Origin of the sequence: Staphylococcus sp. HMSC057A08 (assembly GCF_001812925.1) — a bacterium.
Classification (GTDB): Bacteria; Bacillota; Bacilli; order Staphylococcales; family Staphylococcaceae; genus Staphylococcus; species Staphylococcus hominis.
In genome coordinates, this window is record NZ_KV810844.1 from 13,125 (window position 1) to 30,707 (window position 17,583).

The 17,583-nt window shown below is 31.5% G+C and carries 18 protein-coding genes; 14 read left to right on the forward strand and 4 right to left on the reverse strand.

All coding sequences use genetic code 11. The features are described 5' to 3' along the window. Positions 1 to 179: 179 nt before the first annotated feature. From HMPREF2881_RS01035 to HMPREF2881_RS01045, 3 genes are all read left to right on the forward strand, one after another. Positions 180 to 1,553, forward strand: a complete 1,374-nt coding sequence (locus HMPREF2881_RS01035; protein ID WP_002448691.1) for an EVE domain-containing protein — start codon at positions 180 to 182, stop codon at positions 1,551 to 1,553. 150 nt (positions 1,554 to 1,703) lie between these two features. Next, a complete protein-coding gene (locus HMPREF2881_RS01040) occupies positions 1,704 to 2,099 on the forward strand; it encodes a thiol-disulfide oxidoreductase DCC family protein (RefSeq protein WP_002448659.1) in 396 nt (131 codons plus the stop codon). A gap of 201 nt (positions 2,100 to 2,300) precedes the next feature. After that, the gene (locus HMPREF2881_RS01045; RefSeq protein ID WP_002448670.1) at positions 2,301 to 2,741 is read left to right on the forward strand and encodes a Dps family protein; all 441 of its coding nucleotides are present in this window, start codon (positions 2,301 to 2,303) and stop codon (positions 2,739 to 2,741) included. An 85-nt stretch (positions 2,742 to 2,826) separates the two neighbouring features. Here the strand turns inward: HMPREF2881_RS01045 and deoD are convergent, their stop codons facing one another. After that, positions 2,827 to 3,537: a purine-nucleoside phosphorylase gene (deoD, locus tag HMPREF2881_RS01050; protein WP_002448701.1), complete on the reverse strand. Its 711-nt coding sequence runs from the start codon at positions 3,535 to 3,537 to the stop codon at positions 2,827 to 2,829. Positions 3,538 to 3,683: 146 nt separating this feature from the next. On the opposite strand from deoD, the gene deoC reads away from it, so the two are divergent. Genes deoC through HMPREF2881_RS01070 form a run of 4 tightly spaced genes read left to right on the forward strand, consistent with a single transcriptional unit; the run spans position 3,684 to position 7,253 of the window. Beyond that, complete coding sequence (gene deoC, locus HMPREF2881_RS01055) at positions 3,684 to 4,346, forward strand: deoxyribose-phosphate aldolase (RefSeq protein ID WP_002488144.1); 663 nt, start codon at positions 3,684 to 3,686, stop codon at positions 4,344 to 4,346. 56 nt (positions 4,347 to 4,402) lie between these two features. Then, positions 4,403 to 5,704, forward strand: a complete 1,302-nt coding sequence (locus HMPREF2881_RS01060; RefSeq protein ID WP_002488152.1) for a pyrimidine-nucleoside phosphorylase — start codon at positions 4,403 to 4,405, stop codon at positions 5,702 to 5,704. Positions 5,705 to 5,715: 11 nt separating this feature from the next. Beyond that, positions 5,716 to 6,900 carry a phosphopentomutase gene (deoB, locus tag HMPREF2881_RS01065; protein ID WP_002455047.1) on the forward strand — a complete coding sequence of 395 codons (1,185 nt, stop codon included), beginning with the start codon at positions 5,716 to 5,718 and terminating at the stop codon, positions 6,898 to 6,900. 2 nt (positions 6,901 to 6,902) lie between these two features. After that, a complete protein-coding gene (locus HMPREF2881_RS01070) occupies positions 6,903 to 7,253 on the forward strand; it encodes a DoxX family protein (protein WP_002448667.1) in 351 nt (116 codons plus the stop codon). 66 nt (positions 7,254 to 7,319) lie between these two features. Here the strand turns inward: HMPREF2881_RS01070 and HMPREF2881_RS01075 are convergent, their stop codons facing one another. After that, positions 7,320 to 7,790, reverse strand: a complete 471-nt coding sequence (locus tag HMPREF2881_RS01075; RefSeq protein ID WP_002448640.1) for an S-ribosylhomocysteine lyase — start codon at positions 7,788 to 7,790, stop codon at positions 7,320 to 7,322. Positions 7,791 to 8,049: 259 nt separating this feature from the next. On the opposite strand from HMPREF2881_RS01075, the gene HMPREF2881_RS01080 reads away from it, so the two are divergent. The 3 genes from HMPREF2881_RS01080 (at position 8,050) to HMPREF2881_RS01090 (ending at position 11,196) form a co-directional block, all read left to right on the forward strand. Beyond that, positions 8,050 to 9,225 (forward strand): M20 family metallopeptidase, encoded by a 1,176-nt coding sequence (locus tag HMPREF2881_RS01080; protein ID WP_002448654.1) that lies wholly within the window; start codon positions 8,050 to 8,052, stop codon positions 9,223 to 9,225. Positions 9,226 to 9,229: 4 nt separating this feature from the next. Further along, positions 9,230 to 10,426, forward strand: coding sequence for an L-aspartate--L-methionine ligase LdmS (locus HMPREF2881_RS01085; protein WP_002488135.1), 1,197 nt, complete (start codon positions 9,230 to 9,232; stop codon positions 10,424 to 10,426). A gap of 104 nt (positions 10,427 to 10,530) precedes the next feature. After that, entirely contained in the window at positions 10,531 to 11,196 is a 666-nt protein-coding gene (locus tag HMPREF2881_RS01090; RefSeq protein WP_002455050.1) for a DUF2750 domain-containing protein, read from the forward strand. 69 nt (positions 11,197 to 11,265) lie between these two features. Here HMPREF2881_RS01090 and coaW read toward each other — a convergent pair whose 3' ends face one another. Next, positions 11,266 to 12,066, reverse strand: coding sequence for a type II pantothenate kinase (gene coaW / locus HMPREF2881_RS01095; protein WP_002488139.1), 801 nt, complete (start codon positions 12,064 to 12,066; stop codon positions 11,266 to 11,268). Between the two features lie 180 nt (positions 12,067 to 12,246). Here coaW and HMPREF2881_RS01100 point away from each other — a divergent pair, with 180 nt between their 5' ends. The 3 genes from HMPREF2881_RS01100 (at position 12,247) to HMPREF2881_RS01110 (ending at position 15,552) form a co-directional block, all read left to right on the forward strand. After that, on the forward strand, positions 12,247 to 13,107 hold the full coding sequence (locus tag HMPREF2881_RS01100; RefSeq protein WP_002448658.1) for a GNAT family N-acetyltransferase: 861 nt from the start codon (positions 12,247 to 12,249) through the stop codon (positions 13,105 to 13,107). A 109-nt stretch (positions 13,108 to 13,216) separates the two neighbouring features. Further along, positions 13,217 to 13,747: a DNA-directed RNA polymerase subunit delta gene (rpoE, locus tag HMPREF2881_RS01105; RefSeq protein WP_002448639.1), complete on the forward strand. Its 531-nt coding sequence runs from the start codon at positions 13,217 to 13,219 to the stop codon at positions 13,745 to 13,747. A gap of 197 nt (positions 13,748 to 13,944) precedes the next feature. Further along, the gene (locus HMPREF2881_RS01110; protein WP_002448707.1) at positions 13,945 to 15,552 is read left to right on the forward strand and encodes a CTP synthase; all 1,608 of its coding nucleotides are present in this window, start codon (positions 13,945 to 13,947) and stop codon (positions 15,550 to 15,552) included. Between the two features lie 117 nt (positions 15,553 to 15,669). On the opposite strand, the gene HMPREF2881_RS01115 is transcribed toward HMPREF2881_RS01110, so the two are convergent. After that, complete coding sequence (locus tag HMPREF2881_RS01115; RefSeq protein ID WP_002455052.1) at positions 15,670 to 16,191, reverse strand: DUF2529 domain-containing protein; 522 nt, start codon at positions 16,189 to 16,191, stop codon at positions 15,670 to 15,672. Positions 16,192 to 16,352: 161 nt separating this feature from the next. On the opposite strand from HMPREF2881_RS01115, the gene fdaB reads away from it, so the two are divergent. Continuing rightward, positions 16,353 to 17,210, forward strand: coding sequence for a class IIb fructose-bisphosphate aldolase FdaB (gene fdaB, locus HMPREF2881_RS01120; protein WP_002448638.1), 858 nt, complete (start codon positions 16,353 to 16,355; stop codon positions 17,208 to 17,210). The last annotated feature ends 373 nt before the right edge of the window (positions 17,211 to 17,583 follow it).

Sequence of the window (17,583 nt, forward strand, 5' to 3'; positions counted from 1 at the left end):
ATTTCATAATACGTCAACTCTATTAAAAAAATATGATAAAATAAAAAAAACGAAATCTTATAGACTATTCATATATTTAAGTTAAGCTATCTAAAAATGACTAATAGGTGCTAAAATTAATATTAATATATACATGAATAAAGATGCTAAATTTAAAATAAGTAAGAAGGAGATTCTAGATGGCAGAAGAAGTAAATTACTTTTGGTTAAATTGTGGATATACAAGATGGAACCATAATGAACCATTAGTTGGACAAATAACTTTATTTGAGTCTGGAGCACAGTTCAATCCTACTCAGGGTTTTCGAGCGTTCAAAAAAGCTAAAATTGGCGATCAAGTGATTTTTTATCAAGTACAAACAGATACTGGATTATTAGGAATTGGGGAAATTATTAGTGTTCAAACAGGAGCACAAAATAAAATTAGAGTTGAATTTAAATTTAATGAAGAATTAAAGCCTTTAACTACTGACTATTTAAAACGTAGTGAAGTGCTAGATTATCGAATGAATAATATGCGAGAAACGTTAATAAATCAGCTCACAAAAGAAGAGTTTCAATTAATCGTTGAGTTAGGAAAAGGTAACATTCAATTACCTCGATATTTCTTCTTATCTGAAACTGAAAAATTTGAACCTGATACACATTATACGATTTTTACACATACTTATAATGGAATTAAACGGAATGGTTATCATTTTTATAACCAATTAGAAGTAGGGGATAATTTAATATTTTATGATAAGAATAGTAATCAATCGGTCGTAGGAATTGGTGAAGTATCTCGTCATATTCATGAAAAACCTCCAATTCCTGGTCGTACTAATAGTACTGCAATAGAGATTTATTATGAAAAGAATATCACTCCTGTTACATTAGGCGCACTAAATAAACATCCTAAATTAAAAAACTTATACTTTTTACAAGAAAATGCTAAGCAAGCAATAGCAAGTATGAGTCAAGCACAATACGATGCTATTATAGAAATGAGTGAAAATGATGGGATTAGAACACCATTTGAGACTATTAAAAAACCAGGATTCAATACAGATCATGATGAGACAATTAAACCTTTTATTTTACTTGTTGTAGATAAACGTGAAGAAGGTTTGAAAGCAGCCAATAATCTTTTACAAAAAACGAATGCTAATCCAGTTATTACTAGTGGTCACCCTGACTTTAGTGAAGATATGTTATATGGCAGATATCTACCTAATGAGACAGGTGCCTTATATTATAGAGAAGGTTTTATTACACAACTTATGCCTAAAAATGACAAAAGTTACTTAGTAATTGATAACTTTAATAGACTTGATCCAGATATATTTCAAACTTATATTAATGTTTTAGAAGGGTACGAAGTTACATTACCTAGATATAATAAAGACGGTAACATGATTACTTGGTCTCGTGAAAAAGATTCTTTTTATCATTTTAATCCTAATTGGCATATTATTGGGGTAACATACGAAAAGTTAGAAGATATAAAAAATAAATATTCACAACAATTTTTAAAATATACACGTATTGTAAAAGTGAATCATGATGCATAATAGCAGACAAGTTAGATAAAAAACATCATAACGTATAATGAGCTAAAGTGGATATAGAATTTGAAATAAATTCTATATCCACTTTTTTATGTTTAATGAGTCCTTGTAAAAGGAATAAATTAAATAAGTTAAAAAGGAAGGTGACGGAACATGCCAATCGTTTATTACGATGGAAACTGTGTGTATTGCTATAATTATTGTATTTGGCTAATACAACATGGTTTACCTAAAAACTATGAGTTTGCGACTTTAAAAGGAAAAGCGGGACAACATTTATTTGAACAACATCCTGAAGCTAAAAATAAAAATAGTGTGATACTACAAGAAGGAGATCATTTATATTACGAGACTACTGCAGTAGCAAAATTAATCACAACATTAAGTAGTGAAAAATGGTTAGGTATACTACTTAGAGTAACGCCATTACCAATAAGAAACTTAGGTTATCGACTATTTGCTAATAATAGAGATAAAATGTGGAAAACACATTGGCATAAACCCAACGCATATGAAAAATCATTCTTTATTGATGATGATAGACAATAAATGAGAAAACTATTTTTAATTGATAATATATATAAGTTTTAATTATATATTATAAAGCTTTTGATAATGATTCTATATATTTATTCATGAGTATTAGTGTTTTCAAATTACGTGTGTAAAATAACTTTACAGATTATAATTATTATAATATAATTATGATTGTAAAAGAGAGACATGATTGTATAAAAAAGGAGAGATTCGATGACGCAACAAGATGTAGTAAAAGAATTAAATCAACAAGTGGCAAACTGGACAGTAGCATATACAAAATTACACAACTTCCATTGGTATGTTAAAGGTCCTAATTTCTTCTCATTACATGAAAAATTTGAAGAATTATACAATGAAGCTAGTCAATATGTAGACGATTTAGCAGAACGTATTCTAGCAATTGGAGGTAATCCAGTAGCAACATTAAAAGAAAGTTTAGAACTTTCAATTGTAAAAGAAGCAGATACACATTACACTGCTGAAGAAATGGTTAAAGCTTTCTCTGAAGATTTAACTCAAATTTCTAAACAACTTGGAAAAGCAATTGAAGTTGCAGGTGAAGCAGGAGACGACGTTTCAGAAGATATGTTTATTGGTATGCAAACATCAGTAGATAAACATAATTGGATGTTTAAATCTTATTTAGTTTAAGTATTCTATTTTAAAAAGAGCCATTGTGGACGATAAAACGTCTACAATGGCTCTTTTAACTTTTAATATTAACATTGATAAGTGATTATTCAGCGATTTCTAAAGCAATTTCCATCATTTGAGTAAATGATGTTTGACGTTCTTCAGCTGATGTAGCTTCATCTCTTAAGATATGATCACTTACAGTAAAAATACCTAAAGCTTTTTTACCAGCATGAATCGCATTTAAATATAAGCCAGCTGATTCCATTTCAATACCTAAGATACCCATGTTCTTCCAACTATCATTGAAATGTTTATCGGCATTATAAAACGTATCTGATGATAAAATATTTCCAACATGTGTAACTGCCCCGATATCATCAGCAACTTGTTTAGCTTTAGTAATTAACTCAAAATCTGCAATTGGAGCAAAGTGACCAGGAATATTAAATTGATCTACATAATTTGAATTAGTTGAAGCAGCTTGAGCAATAATAACATCATATAAATTCACATTCTCTTGTAATGCACCACATGAACCTATTCGAATAATTGTATCAACATCAAAGAAATTATAAAGCTCATACGAATAAATTCCAATACTTGGAATACCCATACCTGAACCCATTACTGAGATCTCTTTACCTTTATAAGTGCCAGTGTATCCAAACATATTACGTACTTCATTAAATTGTTCAACATTTTCTAAAAAGTTATCAGCAATATATTTTGCACGTAATGGATCTCCAGGCATTAATACTGTTTTAGCAATTTTAGCTCCATTAGGTTGAATATGAGGTGTACCGTTTGTCATGAATATCTTCTCCTTAACATTTTATTCAAAATAAAGATAACATTTGTTTAAAATTTTTGCGAATTTTTGTACTATATAAATGAGAGAAACATATAAATTATGTTAATATAAGTTGGCTTTCGAGCAATACATTGGAGGAAATTTTTATGGAATATTCAAAATATATTGATCATACACTTTTAAAACCAGAATCAACACGTCAACAGATTGATAAAATTATTTCTGAAGCTAAGGCGTATCATTTTAAATCGATTTGCGTCAATCCGACCCACGTTAAGTATGCTTCTGAACAACTTGTGAATTCTGATGTACTCGTATGTACAGTGATTGGGTTCCCACTTGGAGCTACAACAACCGCTACAAAGATTTTTGAAACAGAAGATGCGATTAAAAATGGCGCGTCTGAAATTGATATGGTTATCAATATAGGCGCACTTAAAGATGAAAGATATGAAGATGTTCAAAAAGATATTGAAGGCGTAGTTGCCGCAGCTAACGGAAAAATAGTGAAAGTTATTATTGAAACTGTTCTTTTAACAGACGATGAAAAAGTGAAAGCAAGTGAACTAGCAAAAGCTGCTGGTGCAGATTTCGTTAAAACATCAACTGGTTTTGCTGGGGGAGGCGCTACACCAGAAGATGTGAAATTAATGAAAGACACTGTGGGAGACGAATTAGAGGTTAAAGCTTCAGGTGGCGTGCGTAATCTTGAAGATTTTCACAAAATGCTTAATGCAGGTGCTACACGTATTGGAGCAAGTGCAGGTGTTCAAATTGTCAAAGGTTTAGAATCAAATTCTGATTATTAATAATATATTTTTTAACATCATTTAGAAATGCAACAACCGAGAAAGGGGATAGCACAATGAGAATGGTAGACATCATTGAAAAAAAGCGTGATGGACAGATATTAACTAAAGAAGAAATCGAATTTTTCATAGAAGGATATACCAATGGAGATATCCCAGATTATCAAGCTTCTAGTTTAGCGATGGCAATCTTTTTCCAAGATATGAATGAAGAAGAACGTGCAGCTTTAACTATGGCAATGGTTAATTCAGGTGATGTTATTGATTTATCAAAAATCAATGGTATTAAAGTAGATAAACACTCAACTGGTGGCGTTGGAGATACGACGACATTAGTGTTGGCACCATTAGTAGCTGCAGTGGGAGTGCCAGTTGCCAAAATGAGTGGCCGTGGTTTAGGACATACGGGTGGTACGATTGATAAATTAGAATCTATTGATGGGTTCCATGTTGAAATCTCTGAAGCGGACTTCATTAAACTTGTTAATGAAAATCAAGTTGCAGTGATTGGACAAACTGGCAATTTAACACCTGCAGATAAGAAACTATACGCATTAAGAGATGTTACAGGAACAGTTAACTCTATTCCTCTAATCGCATCATCTATCATGAGTAAGAAAATTGCCGCGGGTGCTGATGCAATCGTCCTAGATGTTAAAACTGGAAATGGTGCATTCATGAAAACATTAGAAGACGCCGAGGCTTTAGCACATGCTATGGTTAGCATAGGAAATAATGTTAGTAGAAATACAATGGCTATTATTTCAGATATGAGCCAACCACTTGGTCGTGCGATTGGGAATGCTTTAGAATTAAAAGAAGCGATTGATACCTTAAATGGTCAGGGACCTGAAGATTTAACTGAACTAGTGTTAACGCTTGGTTCACAAATGGTCGTACTTGCTGAAAGAGCAAATACACTTGAAGAGGCGCGTCAATTGCTCAATGAAGCCATCGAAAATGGTTCAGCATTAGATAAATTCAAAACATTTTTAGAAAATCAAGGTGGAGATGCTTCAGTTGTCAATTTACCGGAGTTATTACCGACTGCCGAATATCAAATTGATTATAAAGCAAAATCAAGTGGTGTAGTTTCAGAGCTTATTGCTAATGAAATTGGAGTTGCTTCAATGATGTTAGGTGCGGGAAGACAAACGAAAGACGATGACATAGATTTAAGTGTTGGCATTGTGTTGAATAAGAAAGTAGGAGACAAAGTCAATGTAGGAGAGTCTTTATTAACGATTCACAGTAATCGTGAAAATGTTGATGATGTAATTAAGAAACTTGACGAAAGTATCGAAATTAAAGCGCAAGCAAAAACACCAACATTAATTCATAAAATAATTACAGAGTAGGAGTGTTAAATATGACGACACCATTTAAAAGAGTGCATTTAATTGTCATGGATTCAGTAGGTATTGGTGAAGCACCTGATGCTGCAGCTTTTAATGATGAAGGTTCACACACATTAAAACACACGTTAGAAGGTTTTAACCAATCATTACCTAATTTAGAAAAATTAGGATTAGGTAATATTGAAGATTTGCCAGTGGTCAATAAAGTTGAACAACCAGGTGCTTTTTTTACTAAATTAAGTGAAGCTTCTGTTGGAAAAGATACGATGACAGGACATTGGGAAATTATGGGACTAAATATCATGCAACCATTTAAAGTTTATCCAAATGGATTTCCTGATGAATTAATTCAAGAGATTGAAGAAATGACAGGTCGAAAAGTTGTAGCAAATAAACCTGCTTCAGGTACTGCAATTATTGATGAATTAGGCGAACATCAAATGAAGACAGGAGATTTAATTGTTTATACTAGTGCAGACCCAGTACTTCAAATTGCTGCACATGAAGATATTATCCCACTTGAAGAATTGTATGATATTTGCGAAAAGGTTCGTGAATTAACTAAAGATCCTAAGTACTTAATTGGCCGTGTTATTGCACGCCCATATGTAGGTGAACCAGGAAACTTTACACGCACGTCTAATCGTCATGATTATGCACTTAAACCATTTGGTAAAACAGTAATGAACACATTAAAAGATCATGACTATGATGTTATTGCAATTGGTAAAATTAATGACATTTATGACGGTGAAGGTGTAACAGAAGCAATAAGAACTAAAAATAATATGGATGGCATGGATCAGCTCATTAATGTCGTTAAAAAGGACTTTAATGGTATCAGCTTCTTGAATTTAGTGGATTTTGATGCGTTATATGGTCACCGCAGAGACAAAGACGGTTATGCACAAGCCATTAAAGATTTTGACGAACGCTTACCAGAATTAATTGATCATTTACAAGAAGATGATTTAGTTATTATTACGGCAGATCATGGTAATGATCCAATTGCAGAGGGTACTGACCATACGCGAGAATATATTCCAGTGCTTATGTTTAGCCCTAAAATAGATGCATACCATGAATTATCAGGAGATACAACATTTAGTTCTATTGGTGCAACAATAGCAGATAATTTCAATGTTGAATTGCCAAAATACGGAAAAAGTTATTTAAAAGAAATGGGAGTTGAATAATTATGAAAATAATGAGATATTTACTAGGTTTAGCATTTGGATCAGCAGGAATACTACATTTTACAAATGAACGTCAATTTAGATCGATTGTACCGGAGTATTTACCATTACGAAAAACAGCAGTTTTAGTGACAGGCGTATTTGAAATGTTCTTTGGAGTTATGTTATTAGCCAAAAGACCTGCTGATTGGTTGAAAAAAGGTATTAATGCATTTTTACTTGCAGTTTTACCAGCAAACATTTACATGGCAAGAAAGCAATTACCATTAGGAAATAAATCTGTTCCTAAGTGGGCATTATACTTAAGATTACCACTTCAATTCATTTTAATAGCTATCGTAAAAAAATTATAATAAAATTTAAATAAACCATACCCTACCTAAAGCATTTAGGTAGGGTATGGTTTATTTAATTATTAATTATTTGCCTTCACCAAAAACGTCGTTCCATTGATTACGTTTATCTAAGAATTCTTTTGCGAGTGCTTTAGCACCTTCAAGAGAATGACTAGCAGCCCAACCGCATTGAACTTCATTGCAAGCAGGAACTTCTGTAGCTTCTAACACATCATTTAAAGTTTTTTCAACAATATTTAATACATCTTCGTAGTCATCGTGATCAATAAATGAAACATAAAAACCAGTTTGACAACCCATAGGACTTAAATCTACAACTTTATCAGAATGATTTCTGATATGTTCAGCCATTAAATGTTCTAATGAATGTAGCGCTGGCATATCCATATGCGCTTTATTTGGTTGTTTAAAACGTAAATCATATTTTTTGATAACGTCTCCATTAATCCCTTCCATTGTGCCTGCTAAGCGAATATATGGAGCAACTACTTTTGTATGGTCAAGATTAAAACTTTCAACGTTCATTTTAGTCATTTTTATTTCCTCCTATAAATACATTGCTTGAATAATATGATTGTAACAAGAGTGCCAATCATTTACAATTTTCTTAATTAAGTGATTTAAATACTTATTGTAAGAAAATTTTGTAAATTCAAACGAATTTAATGACAATCTATAGTAAATCCGATAAAATAAGTAATAATTAAATTTAAAGATACATCAAGAAATTGATTGACTTTATGTCTAAATAAATATAGATATTAATATTCGTGTATAAAAGGAGTATAGATTGATGAGTAGTAAACAAGAGATATTAGACTATATAGAGAATAAAAAGTACGATTATGTCGAAATAAGCCATCGTATACACGAGCGTCCTGAGTTAGGCAATGAAGAGATATTTGCTTCAAGAACATTAATTGATCAATTAAGAGCAAATGAGTTTGAGATAGAAACAGATATTGCCGGACATGCTACTGGTTTTATTGCAACTTACCAGTCTGAAAAAGAAGGACCAACTATAGGATATTTAGCTGAATATGACGCTTTACCTGGTTTAGGTCACGCGTGTGGTCACAATATCATTGGGACAGCAAGTGTATTAGCAGGAGTCGCACTTAAACAAGTCATCGACCATATTGGTGGAAAAGTAGTTGTATTAGGATGTCCTGCCGAAGAAGGTGGAGAAAATGGAAGTGCGAAAGCTTCATATGTAAAAGCCGGTGTGATTGATGATATTGACATTGCACTTATGATTCATCCTGGAAATGAAACATATCCAACGATAAATACATTAGCCGTTGATGTGCTTGATATTAAATTTTATGGTAAAAGCGCCCACGCTTCAGAAAATGCGGATGAGGCTTTAAATGCATTAGATGCGATGATTTCTTATTTCAATGGTGTAGCTCAATTACGTCAACAGATTAAGAAAAGTCATCGTGTACACGGTGTGATTTTAGATGGAGGTAAAGCTGCTAATATTATACCTGATTATACGCATGCAAGATTTTATACACGTGCCACTACTAGAAAAGAACTTGATATTTTAACAGAACGTGTTAATCAAATTGCAAGGGGTGCAGCCATCCAAACGGGTTGTGACTATGAATTTGGTCCTATTCAAAATGGTGTAAATGAATTTATAAAAACACCTAAACTAGATGAATTATTTGAAAAATACGCCATAGAAGTTGGCGAAGAAGTAAGTTATGATGATTTTGGTTTTGGTTCGACAGATACAGGAAATGTTAGTCATATAGTTCCTACGATTCATCCACATGTTAAAATTGGCTCAAGAAATTTAGTAGGTCATACACACCGTTTTAGAGAAGCAGCTGCAAGTGTTCATGGCGATCAAGCTTTGATTCGAGGCGCAAAAATTATTGCTCTTATGGGACTAGAATTAATTGAAAATAAAAAACTATTTGATGAGGTTGTAGAGCAACATTCTCAAATAAAGGGGTAAATAAATGAAAAATGAATATAGTGTTCCAAAGTTAACGTTAAGTGATTTGTATGATGAAAATATTGTATATAATTCAAGACCTTCTTATGCATTGAATCCTTGGCTCACAACAGAAGAACATCAGTCTAATTTTTTGACTGGTCGTGAAATGATTATCGCTAAGGATATGCCGATTGTTGTACACGAAGCGAGTATTACAGATAAGTTACAACAACTATTTGATCTTATTGGTAAAAAAATACCGGAGCATCTTTATACATTTAGAAATCGTGAAACGTATGAACGCTTGTTACAAGAGATTATCAATAAAGAAGGGAAAAAAATATATTTTCAATATATCGAAAACAATGACATAGTAGATGACGAAGCGTATGCCATTGATAAAGACGTTTTTGTAGCTTTAAATAATAAATCATGTATTCCTGAATGGACAAATCATAAATATTTACCGGATCGTGAAATTGTGTCAATTAGAGACTTCAAAGGTCGTATCAAAGATTGGGATTATCCTTTTGTAATTAAGCCAGGAGATGAATTACCAACTGCAGGTGGCTATGGCGTAATGATTTGCTATAACGACGAAGACTTAGAAAAAGCAACTAAACGAATATTTGAAGCGGCCCATGCCACCGATAATTTAATCATTGAACAAAAAATAGAAGCAGTTAAAAATTATTGTGTCCAATTTGCATATTCTAAAGAAATAGGTATTACCTATCTAGGTACTGCCCATCAAATTACCGATAAATATGGTCTATACGCAGGAAATGAAAATGTGCATGATGTTCCAGAAAAAGTGATTCAAGCTGGTCGTGAAATTATGCAAAATGGAGTGAACTTAGGCTTTATTGGTGTGGCAGGATTTGATTTATTATTAGATGAAAATGATAATGTATTTGCTATAGATTTGAATTTTAGACAAAATGGTTCGACAAGCATGTTACTATTGCAAGATGAATTAAATCCTAACTATCAAAAATTTTATAGTTATTTTTCAAGAGGAGATAATACTCGTTTTTTCAATGTTATTTTAAAATATGTTAAACAAGGCGTGCTTTATCCTCTTTCGTATTATGACGGTGATTGGTTTGGTAAAGATGAAGTGAAATCTCGCTTTGGATGTATATGGAATGCTGATTCTAAAGAAGAAGTTGAACAATTAGAACAAGCATTTATTAGTGAACTTGATGATACTAATTAAGTTAGAGTATAGGTTAAATTAACTATAAAAAAGAATATAGATGTTTGACGTTAATTTTAATATAATTTAACATTTAATTAGTATATTAAGAGAGAGGGTTTGCAATGGAATATAAGCATAATGACTATTTCAAAGAGATATTAATTAATGAAGTCATTATTTTGGCTAGTAAAAATAAAAAATTAATTCGTATTCATCATGAAGATGGTGATTATACAGGGATGTGGACGAATGAAGACATCGCAAAAGAGTATTTAAATCACTCAGACATTCAATTTGATCGACTATTAAATATTGATATTGATACGTTCGTTACGTATGACATGGATGAATTGTTTGATGAAAGTGATAAAATTTTAATCAATACTTCAATTAAAGAAGAGGGACATATTGTCAAAGTTGTAGACATGATGGATGAACTCATGTCTGAATTAGACAAAATTCGTCTTAAAGAATTTGCAAAAGATATTTCAAAAGAAAATCATGTTTTTGGTTTAACACGTAAAGGGGAAAAAAGATTTATTCTTATTAGTGATAAAGAAAATCAAAAACCTAATATTATGCCTGTATGGAGTATTAAAAATCGGGCACGAAAAGTTCGTGATAAAGATTTTGAAGAATGTGATTTAATCGAAATCGAAGGTAGTGTATTTAGTGAATGGCTTGATAAATTAAGAGATAATGATCAAGCTGTTGCAGTAGACTTAAAACCTGGAGTCGTAGGTACCATTGTTTCTCCACAAAAAGTATCTAATGAATTATCATTTTAAATCAAATCCCAATAGGTTTCTTTTTTAAGAAATCTATTGGGATTTGTATGTTAATATTTTTGGTTTGAATTAGCTTAAATGAAGGACACCGATTGCACCTGAAAATGCACCATTTTCAATGTAAAAAGGATGGCATCCTCGTAAGACAGTATAATCCTCAATAACTTTTCGTAGTAAGGGATTATTATTAAAAGAAGACCCAATATAAACAACATTTTTTGTTTGGTATTCACGAGCTACTGTAATCGCCATCGTTGTAATCACTTCTCCAACGACACCTACTACAGATGCTAATTTATCTGAGTTAGTAACATGTTCATTCATATTATTTAGTACATTGCCAAAGTTTGCAGCAGTGAGTTCACCAGGAATAGGCGGTTCAGAATCTTTATATATATGTTTAACTTTTAAATCGATAATATCTCTATTTCCAGATTGAGCGAGATCTGTAAGTGTTTCATAATCAGATATTTCAGTCAATAAATAACCTAAACCTCGAATCATTCCGCCACCAGTACCAATTCCACCTACACGTTCTTGATGGTGACCGTTATAATAATGTAAAGATGTACCAGTACCTATATTTGCAAATATGTATTGATTAATATGATGGCCTTGCTCCTTAAGTAAAATACCTAATCCCCTTGAAGCAGCATCAAACTCAACAAATATTTGGGATGATTGTTTGATGTTTTCAGCAATAACGCCTGCGTTACCCCCTGTTAAATTGATTTTTTCGAATTCATTTTGGTTTAACCATTGAATGACTTTATTTATATCTGTTGTTAATTCAGTTGACAATGTACGGTGTGTATCATCTTCCATTGCTATTTTAATTAATGTACCGCCGGCATCGATACCTACTCTCATTTTTTTCACCTCTAAAATTAATATATGACAAGTTAATACTATAATAATTTTGACGAATTGCAATTATTTTACAATATTATAAAATAAATGGTAAATATTAGAGTAAATAGATCATTTTATAAGATTTAAAGGTTATATATGATATTATTAAAACAACTTTGTGATATAGGGGCTAATTTTATGAGTATAGTAAAGCAATTTGAAAACATTACAATTCAAGAATTTGAAGAACAATATCGCGATGATGTCTTAAATTTTGAATTAAGTGAACGACAACAAATTTATTCATCATTACCTAAATCTGTATTAGAAGATGCTTTAAATGATGAAAATCGAGTAGCTAATATTGCCATTAATGAAAATGGAGATGTAGTAGGATTCTTCGTACTTCATCAATATTATCAACATGAAGGATATGATACACCTGAGCATGTCGTTTATGTTCGATCATTGTCTATTAATGAAAAGTTTCAAGGACAAGGCTATGGTACAACTATGATGATGTATTTACCTCAATATGTTCAAGCATTGTTTCCAGACTTCAATCATTTATATTTAGTTGTTGATACTGAAAATGAAGGGGCCTGGAATGTATATGAACGTGCTGGATTCATGCATACAGCTACTAAAGAAGAAGGACCCATCGGTAAAGAACGTTTATACTATTTAGATTTGGATTCTAAACATGTATCGTCATTGAAATTAGTTGAGAATAAAGATTCAAATATTGCAATGTATCAAATTATTGATTTATTAAAAGATGATCAAAAAGTTGGATTTATTGCACTCGAACATCTAGATACCCATCTAAAAATCGCCGCAATAGAAGTATATAAAGATCAAAGAAAAGAGGGGATTGCTGGGAGTGCTTTAAGACAACTCCCTACATATGTACGCAAACATTTTAAAGAAATAAGAAGTATAGGTATTACATTATTTGGAGAAAATAATGAACTTAAGCCATTATGTATTAGTAGCGGCTTTGTTGAGACAGATCAATCAGATGACTTAGTTATTTTCAAAAAATATATTAATTACTAATTGAATAGCAATTGCGAAATCATAAAATGTCATTTATAATTTATCTTTGTTACTATTAATAAAAGCAATATAAAGATAATAAAATCCTTTGAAAGGAAGTTTAGTTATAATGAAAATTCAAGATTATACTAAAGAAATGGTTGATGAAAAATCATTTATCGATATGGCTTATACTTTATTACATGATAAAGGGTCAACAATGAATCTCTACGATATTATTGATGAATTTAAAAGCCTTGGTAATTATGAATATGATGAAATTGAAAACCGTATTGTACAATTTTATACTGATTTAAATACAGATGGACGTTTCTTAAACGTTGGTGAAAATCAATGGGGATTACGTGATTGGTATTCAGTAGATGATATTGAAGAAAAAATTGCACCAACAATTCAAAAATTTGATATTCTTGATGACGATGATGAAGAAGATGAAAATCTTAAGTTACTTGGCGACGATGAAATGGATGATGACGATGATATTCCAGCTCAAACGGATGATCAAGAAACATTAGATGATTCTGATGATAATGAAGAAGATATTGACGGTTCAGATATCGTTATTGAAGAAGATGATGATGACGACATCGCTGAAGGTGAAGAAGAAGCATTTGAAGATGCAGAAGATTTTAATGACTAAATATTAGTTTTAATTGACTTTTGAATGAAAAATGTTAAAATTTTATTCGGGCTCCTTTAATTAGGACACGTGTATAAATGTTATACGCTCCCCTTACAAATATGTGAGAGGGAGCGATTTTTTTATTTTTAGGAAATGTTTAAATTTTGTAGAGATAGAGTAAGGAAGCAACCCTTAATAAATTAGGAGGTCAGACAATGACAAAATTTATCTTTGTAACCGGCGGAGTAGTTTCATCTTTAGGTAAAGGTATCACAGCCGCTTCTCTAGGAAGATTGTTAAAAGACAGAGGACTTAAAGTAACAATTCAAAAATTTGATCCATATTTAAATGTTGATCCTGGTACAATGAGTCCTTATCAACATGGAGAGGTATTTGTTACAGATGATGGCGCTGAAACTGACTTGGACTTAGGACATTATGAACGTTTTATAGATATAAATTTAAATAAATATTCTAATGTCACTGCGGGAAAAGTATATTCACATGTGCTAAAAAAAGAACGTCGTGGAGATTATTTAGGTGGAACAGTTCAAGTGATTCCACACATTACAAATGAAATTAAAGAACGCTTATTATTAGCTGGAGAAAGTACAAATGCGGATGTAGTCATTACCGAAATCGGCGGCACAACAGGTGATATTGAATCCCTTCCATTTATTGAAGCTATTCGCCAAATTAGAAGTGACCTTGGTCGTGAGAATGTTATGTATGTTCATTGTACATTACTTCCATACATTAAAGCAGCTGGAGAAATGAAAACTAAACCAACACAACATAGTGTAAAAGAATTACGTGGTTTAGGTATTCAACCTGACTTAATTGTTGTTCGAACAGAATATGAAATGACTCAAGATTTAAAAGATAAAATTGCTTTATTCTGTGATATAGATAAAGAGAGTGTTATTGAATGTAGAGATGCATCGTCATTATATGAAATCCCATTACAATTAAGTGCTCAAAATATGGACGATATTGTAATTAAACGATTAGATTTAGATGCTAAATACGATACACAATTAGATGAATGGCAATATTTATTAGATACCGTTAATTCATTAGATGGTACAATTACTATTGGCTTAGTTGGTAAATATGTAAGTTTACAAGATGCATACTTGTCAGTGGTTGAATCACTAAAACATGCAGGTTATCCATTGAAAAAAGATGTTGTAGTAAAATGGATTGATTCAAGTGAAGTAACAGACGAAAATGTAGAGAGTTACTTAAGTGATGTGGATGGAATTTTAGTTCCTGGTGGCTTTGGTTTTAGAGCAAGTGAAGGTAAAATTTCAGCTATCAAATATGCAAGAGAAAATAATATACCTTATTTTGGCATTTGCTTAGGGATGCAATTAGCAACTGTCGAATTTGCAAGAAATGTTGTAGGCCTTAAAGATGCCCATTCAGCAGAACTTGATCCAAATACACCATATCCAATTATTGATTTGTTACCTGAACAAAAAGATATCGAAGATTTAGGTGGCACATTACGTTTAGGTCTTTATCCATGTACTATTAAAGATCATACTTTGGCGCATGATATTTATAATGAAACAAATATTGAAGAGCGTCATCGTCATCGTTATGAATTTAATAATACTTATAGAGAACAATTAGAAGATAAAGGAATGGTCTTTTCTGGTACTAGTCCAGATGGTCGTTTAGTGGAAATGGTAGAAATTCCAGAAAATGATTTCTTCATTGCTTGTCAATTCCATCCGGAATTCTTATCTAGACCTAATAGACCACAACCCATTTTCAAAGCTTTTGTAGAAGCTGCTTATAAACACCAACAAAATTAAAATATCAAAATAGAAGCGGAACAGACTACTTTTTAAAGTCTATTCCGCTTCATTTATATCAATTTATATAGAAGTTAAAGGCTGTACATGTTAAGTATTAATGATTATAAAGTTATTTTATAATTCCAAGTCTCTAGTCATTTCAATCATTTGTGTATATATATCATAGTAAATGTAATTAAACGCCATTGTATGAGGTTGTACAATTTTATCATAATCCTCAGTATATACGATTGGACGCGGGGTTGATAAGTTTACAAAATGCATAAGATGTTCAGGGAAATCTTCTTGTTTAGGACGATTGCATACTAATACAAAATCAATATCTTTGTCTATTAATTGTTGAACATCTTGAGCAACTTCCTTGGTATAAAAAGGAGAGAATAAAAATACACGGTCAGTTGTGTCTAAGTCATTTAAACTGTTTAATTCACTCAATTTTTTACTAGAATTTAATTTTTCATCACTGTCTAATATAAAAGTTTCAAAGAATTTTAAGTCTCCATAACCATTAATATATACATACCCTTCTCCACCAATAGCTTGGATTAAACATTGAGCAGCCATTTGTATATCTAACGCCTGGTCTTCTAAACGATTGAATACACCCGTTAATTGTGTTTGTAGTATCTTTGACATGATTATCCTCCATTTCATTAGTATTGTAATGAAATATGATATTTTATGCAATGAAGCTTCAAAAGTTATCACTTATTTTTAAATTAAGCATGCAATAAAAAATATTATCTGCTATAATAATTTTTGAAAATTTATGTAATTGGATACAAGGAGGAACTTTCATGCCATTAGTTTCAATGAAGGAAATGTTAATCGATGCGAAAGAAAATGGTTATGCGGTTGGTCAATACAACTTAAATAACTTAGAATTTACACAAGCTATTTTAGAAGCTTCTCAAGAAGAGAACGCGCCAGTTATCTTAGGTGTTTCCGAAGGTGCTGCACGTTACATGAGTGGTTTTTATACAGTAGTTAAAATGGTAGAAGGTTTAATGCATGATTTAAATATTACTATACCAGTAGCTATCCACCTAGATCATGGTTCAAGTTTTGAAAAGTGTAAAGAAGCTATTGATGCTGGATTTACTTCAGTAATGATTGATGCTTCACATAGCCCATTTGAAGAAAATATTGAAATTACTTCTAAAGTAGTAGAATATGCACATCAACATGGCGTGTCAGTTGAAGCTGAATTAGGAACAGTGGGTGGACAAGAAGATGATGTTGTAGGCGGTATCATCTATGCTGATCCTAAAGAATGTCAAGAATTAGTTGAAAGAACTGGTATTGATACTTTAGCACCAGCATTAGGTTCAGTACACGGTCCTTATAAAGGCGAACCTAAATTAGGCTTCAAAGAAATGGAAGAAATTGGTGCATCAACTGGCTTACCACTTGTTTTACATGGTGGTACAGGTATTCCAACTAAAGATATTCAAAAAGCAATCCCTTATGGTACTGCAAAAATTAATGTAAATACTGAAAATCAAATTGCTTCAGCTAAAGCTGTTAGAGATGTATTGAACAATGATAAAGAAGTTTACGATCCTCGTAAATACTTAGGTCCAGCACGTGAAGCTATTAAAGAAACAGTAAAAGGCAAGATTAGAGAGTTTGGTACGTCTAATCGTGCTAAATAAAATAAAGATTATTAAAGGTTAAGGCAACCTTAACTGTCAGCAAAGTGATCGCTTTGTTGACAGTTTTTTTATTTTATACAAAATTTTACGATATATTATTAAAGTATTTGTATAAAGTTAGTCGTGCGGAGTGTTACTCAATGACTGACTCACGATGTATAAAAATTAAATTAACTTTTTATAAAATTTATGAAAAAACAGAATTAATTAATTGTATAAATTGATTTATAATAGTGTTATCAATCCGTTATATGAATTATTAGATTTTTAGATATTAATATTAATATTATAATTGCTAAATTTTTTTAAAAGTTAGTGTTTTACAAATAAATAATATATAATTTATAATGCGAATTATGTATAATTTTACAAA

What these genes read in the sequence shown, in the direction of transcription:
- HMPREF2881_RS01035 (WP_002448691.1), top strand. Translation starts at nt 180, where the DNA reads ATGGCAGAAGAAGTAAATTACTTTTGGTTAAATTGTGGATATACAAGA.
- HMPREF2881_RS01040 (WP_002448659.1), top strand. Translation starts at nt 1,704, where the DNA reads ATGCCAATCGTTTATTACGATGGAAACTGTGTGTATTGCTATAATTAT.
- HMPREF2881_RS01045 (WP_002448670.1), top strand. Translation starts at nt 2,301, where the DNA reads ATGACGCAACAAGATGTAGTAAAAGAATTAAATCAACAAGTGGCAAAC.
- deoD (WP_002448701.1), bottom strand. Translation starts at nt 3,537, where the DNA reads ATGACAAACGGTACACCTCATATTCAACCTAATGGAGCTAAAATTGCT.
- deoC (WP_002488144.1), top strand. Translation starts at nt 3,684, where the DNA reads ATGGAATATTCAAAATATATTGATCATACACTTTTAAAACCAGAATCA.
- HMPREF2881_RS01060 (WP_002488152.1), top strand. Translation starts at nt 4,403, where the DNA reads ATGAGAATGGTAGACATCATTGAAAAAAAGCGTGATGGACAGATATTA.
- deoB (WP_002455047.1), top strand. Translation starts at nt 5,716, where the DNA reads ATGACGACACCATTTAAAAGAGTGCATTTAATTGTCATGGATTCAGTA.
- HMPREF2881_RS01070 (WP_002448667.1), top strand. Translation starts at nt 6,903, where the DNA reads ATGAAAATAATGAGATATTTACTAGGTTTAGCATTTGGATCAGCAGGA.
- HMPREF2881_RS01075 (WP_002448640.1), bottom strand. Translation starts at nt 7,790, where the DNA reads ATGACTAAAATGAACGTTGAAAGTTTTAATCTTGACCATACAAAAGTA.
- HMPREF2881_RS01080 (WP_002448654.1), top strand. Translation starts at nt 8,050, where the DNA reads ATGAGTAGTAAACAAGAGATATTAGACTATATAGAGAATAAAAAGTAC.
- HMPREF2881_RS01085 (WP_002488135.1), top strand. Translation starts at nt 9,230, where the DNA reads ATGAAAAATGAATATAGTGTTCCAAAGTTAACGTTAAGTGATTTGTAT.
- HMPREF2881_RS01090 (WP_002455050.1), top strand. Translation starts at nt 10,531, where the DNA reads ATGGAATATAAGCATAATGACTATTTCAAAGAGATATTAATTAATGAA.
- coaW (WP_002488139.1), bottom strand. Translation starts at nt 12,066, where the DNA reads ATGAGAGTAGGTATCGATGCCGGCGGTACATTAATTAAAATAGCAATG.
- HMPREF2881_RS01100 (WP_002448658.1), top strand. Translation starts at nt 12,247, where the DNA reads ATGAGTATAGTAAAGCAATTTGAAAACATTACAATTCAAGAATTTGAA.
- rpoE (WP_002448639.1), top strand. Translation starts at nt 13,217, where the DNA reads ATGAAAATTCAAGATTATACTAAAGAAATGGTTGATGAAAAATCATTT.
- HMPREF2881_RS01110 (WP_002448707.1), top strand. Translation starts at nt 13,945, where the DNA reads ATGACAAAATTTATCTTTGTAACCGGCGGAGTAGTTTCATCTTTAGGT.
- HMPREF2881_RS01115 (WP_002455052.1), bottom strand. Translation starts at nt 16,191, where the DNA reads ATGTCAAAGATACTACAAACACAATTAACGGGTGTATTCAATCGTTTA.
- fdaB (WP_002448638.1), top strand. Translation starts at nt 16,353, where the DNA reads ATGCCATTAGTTTCAATGAAGGAAATGTTAATCGATGCGAAAGAAAAT.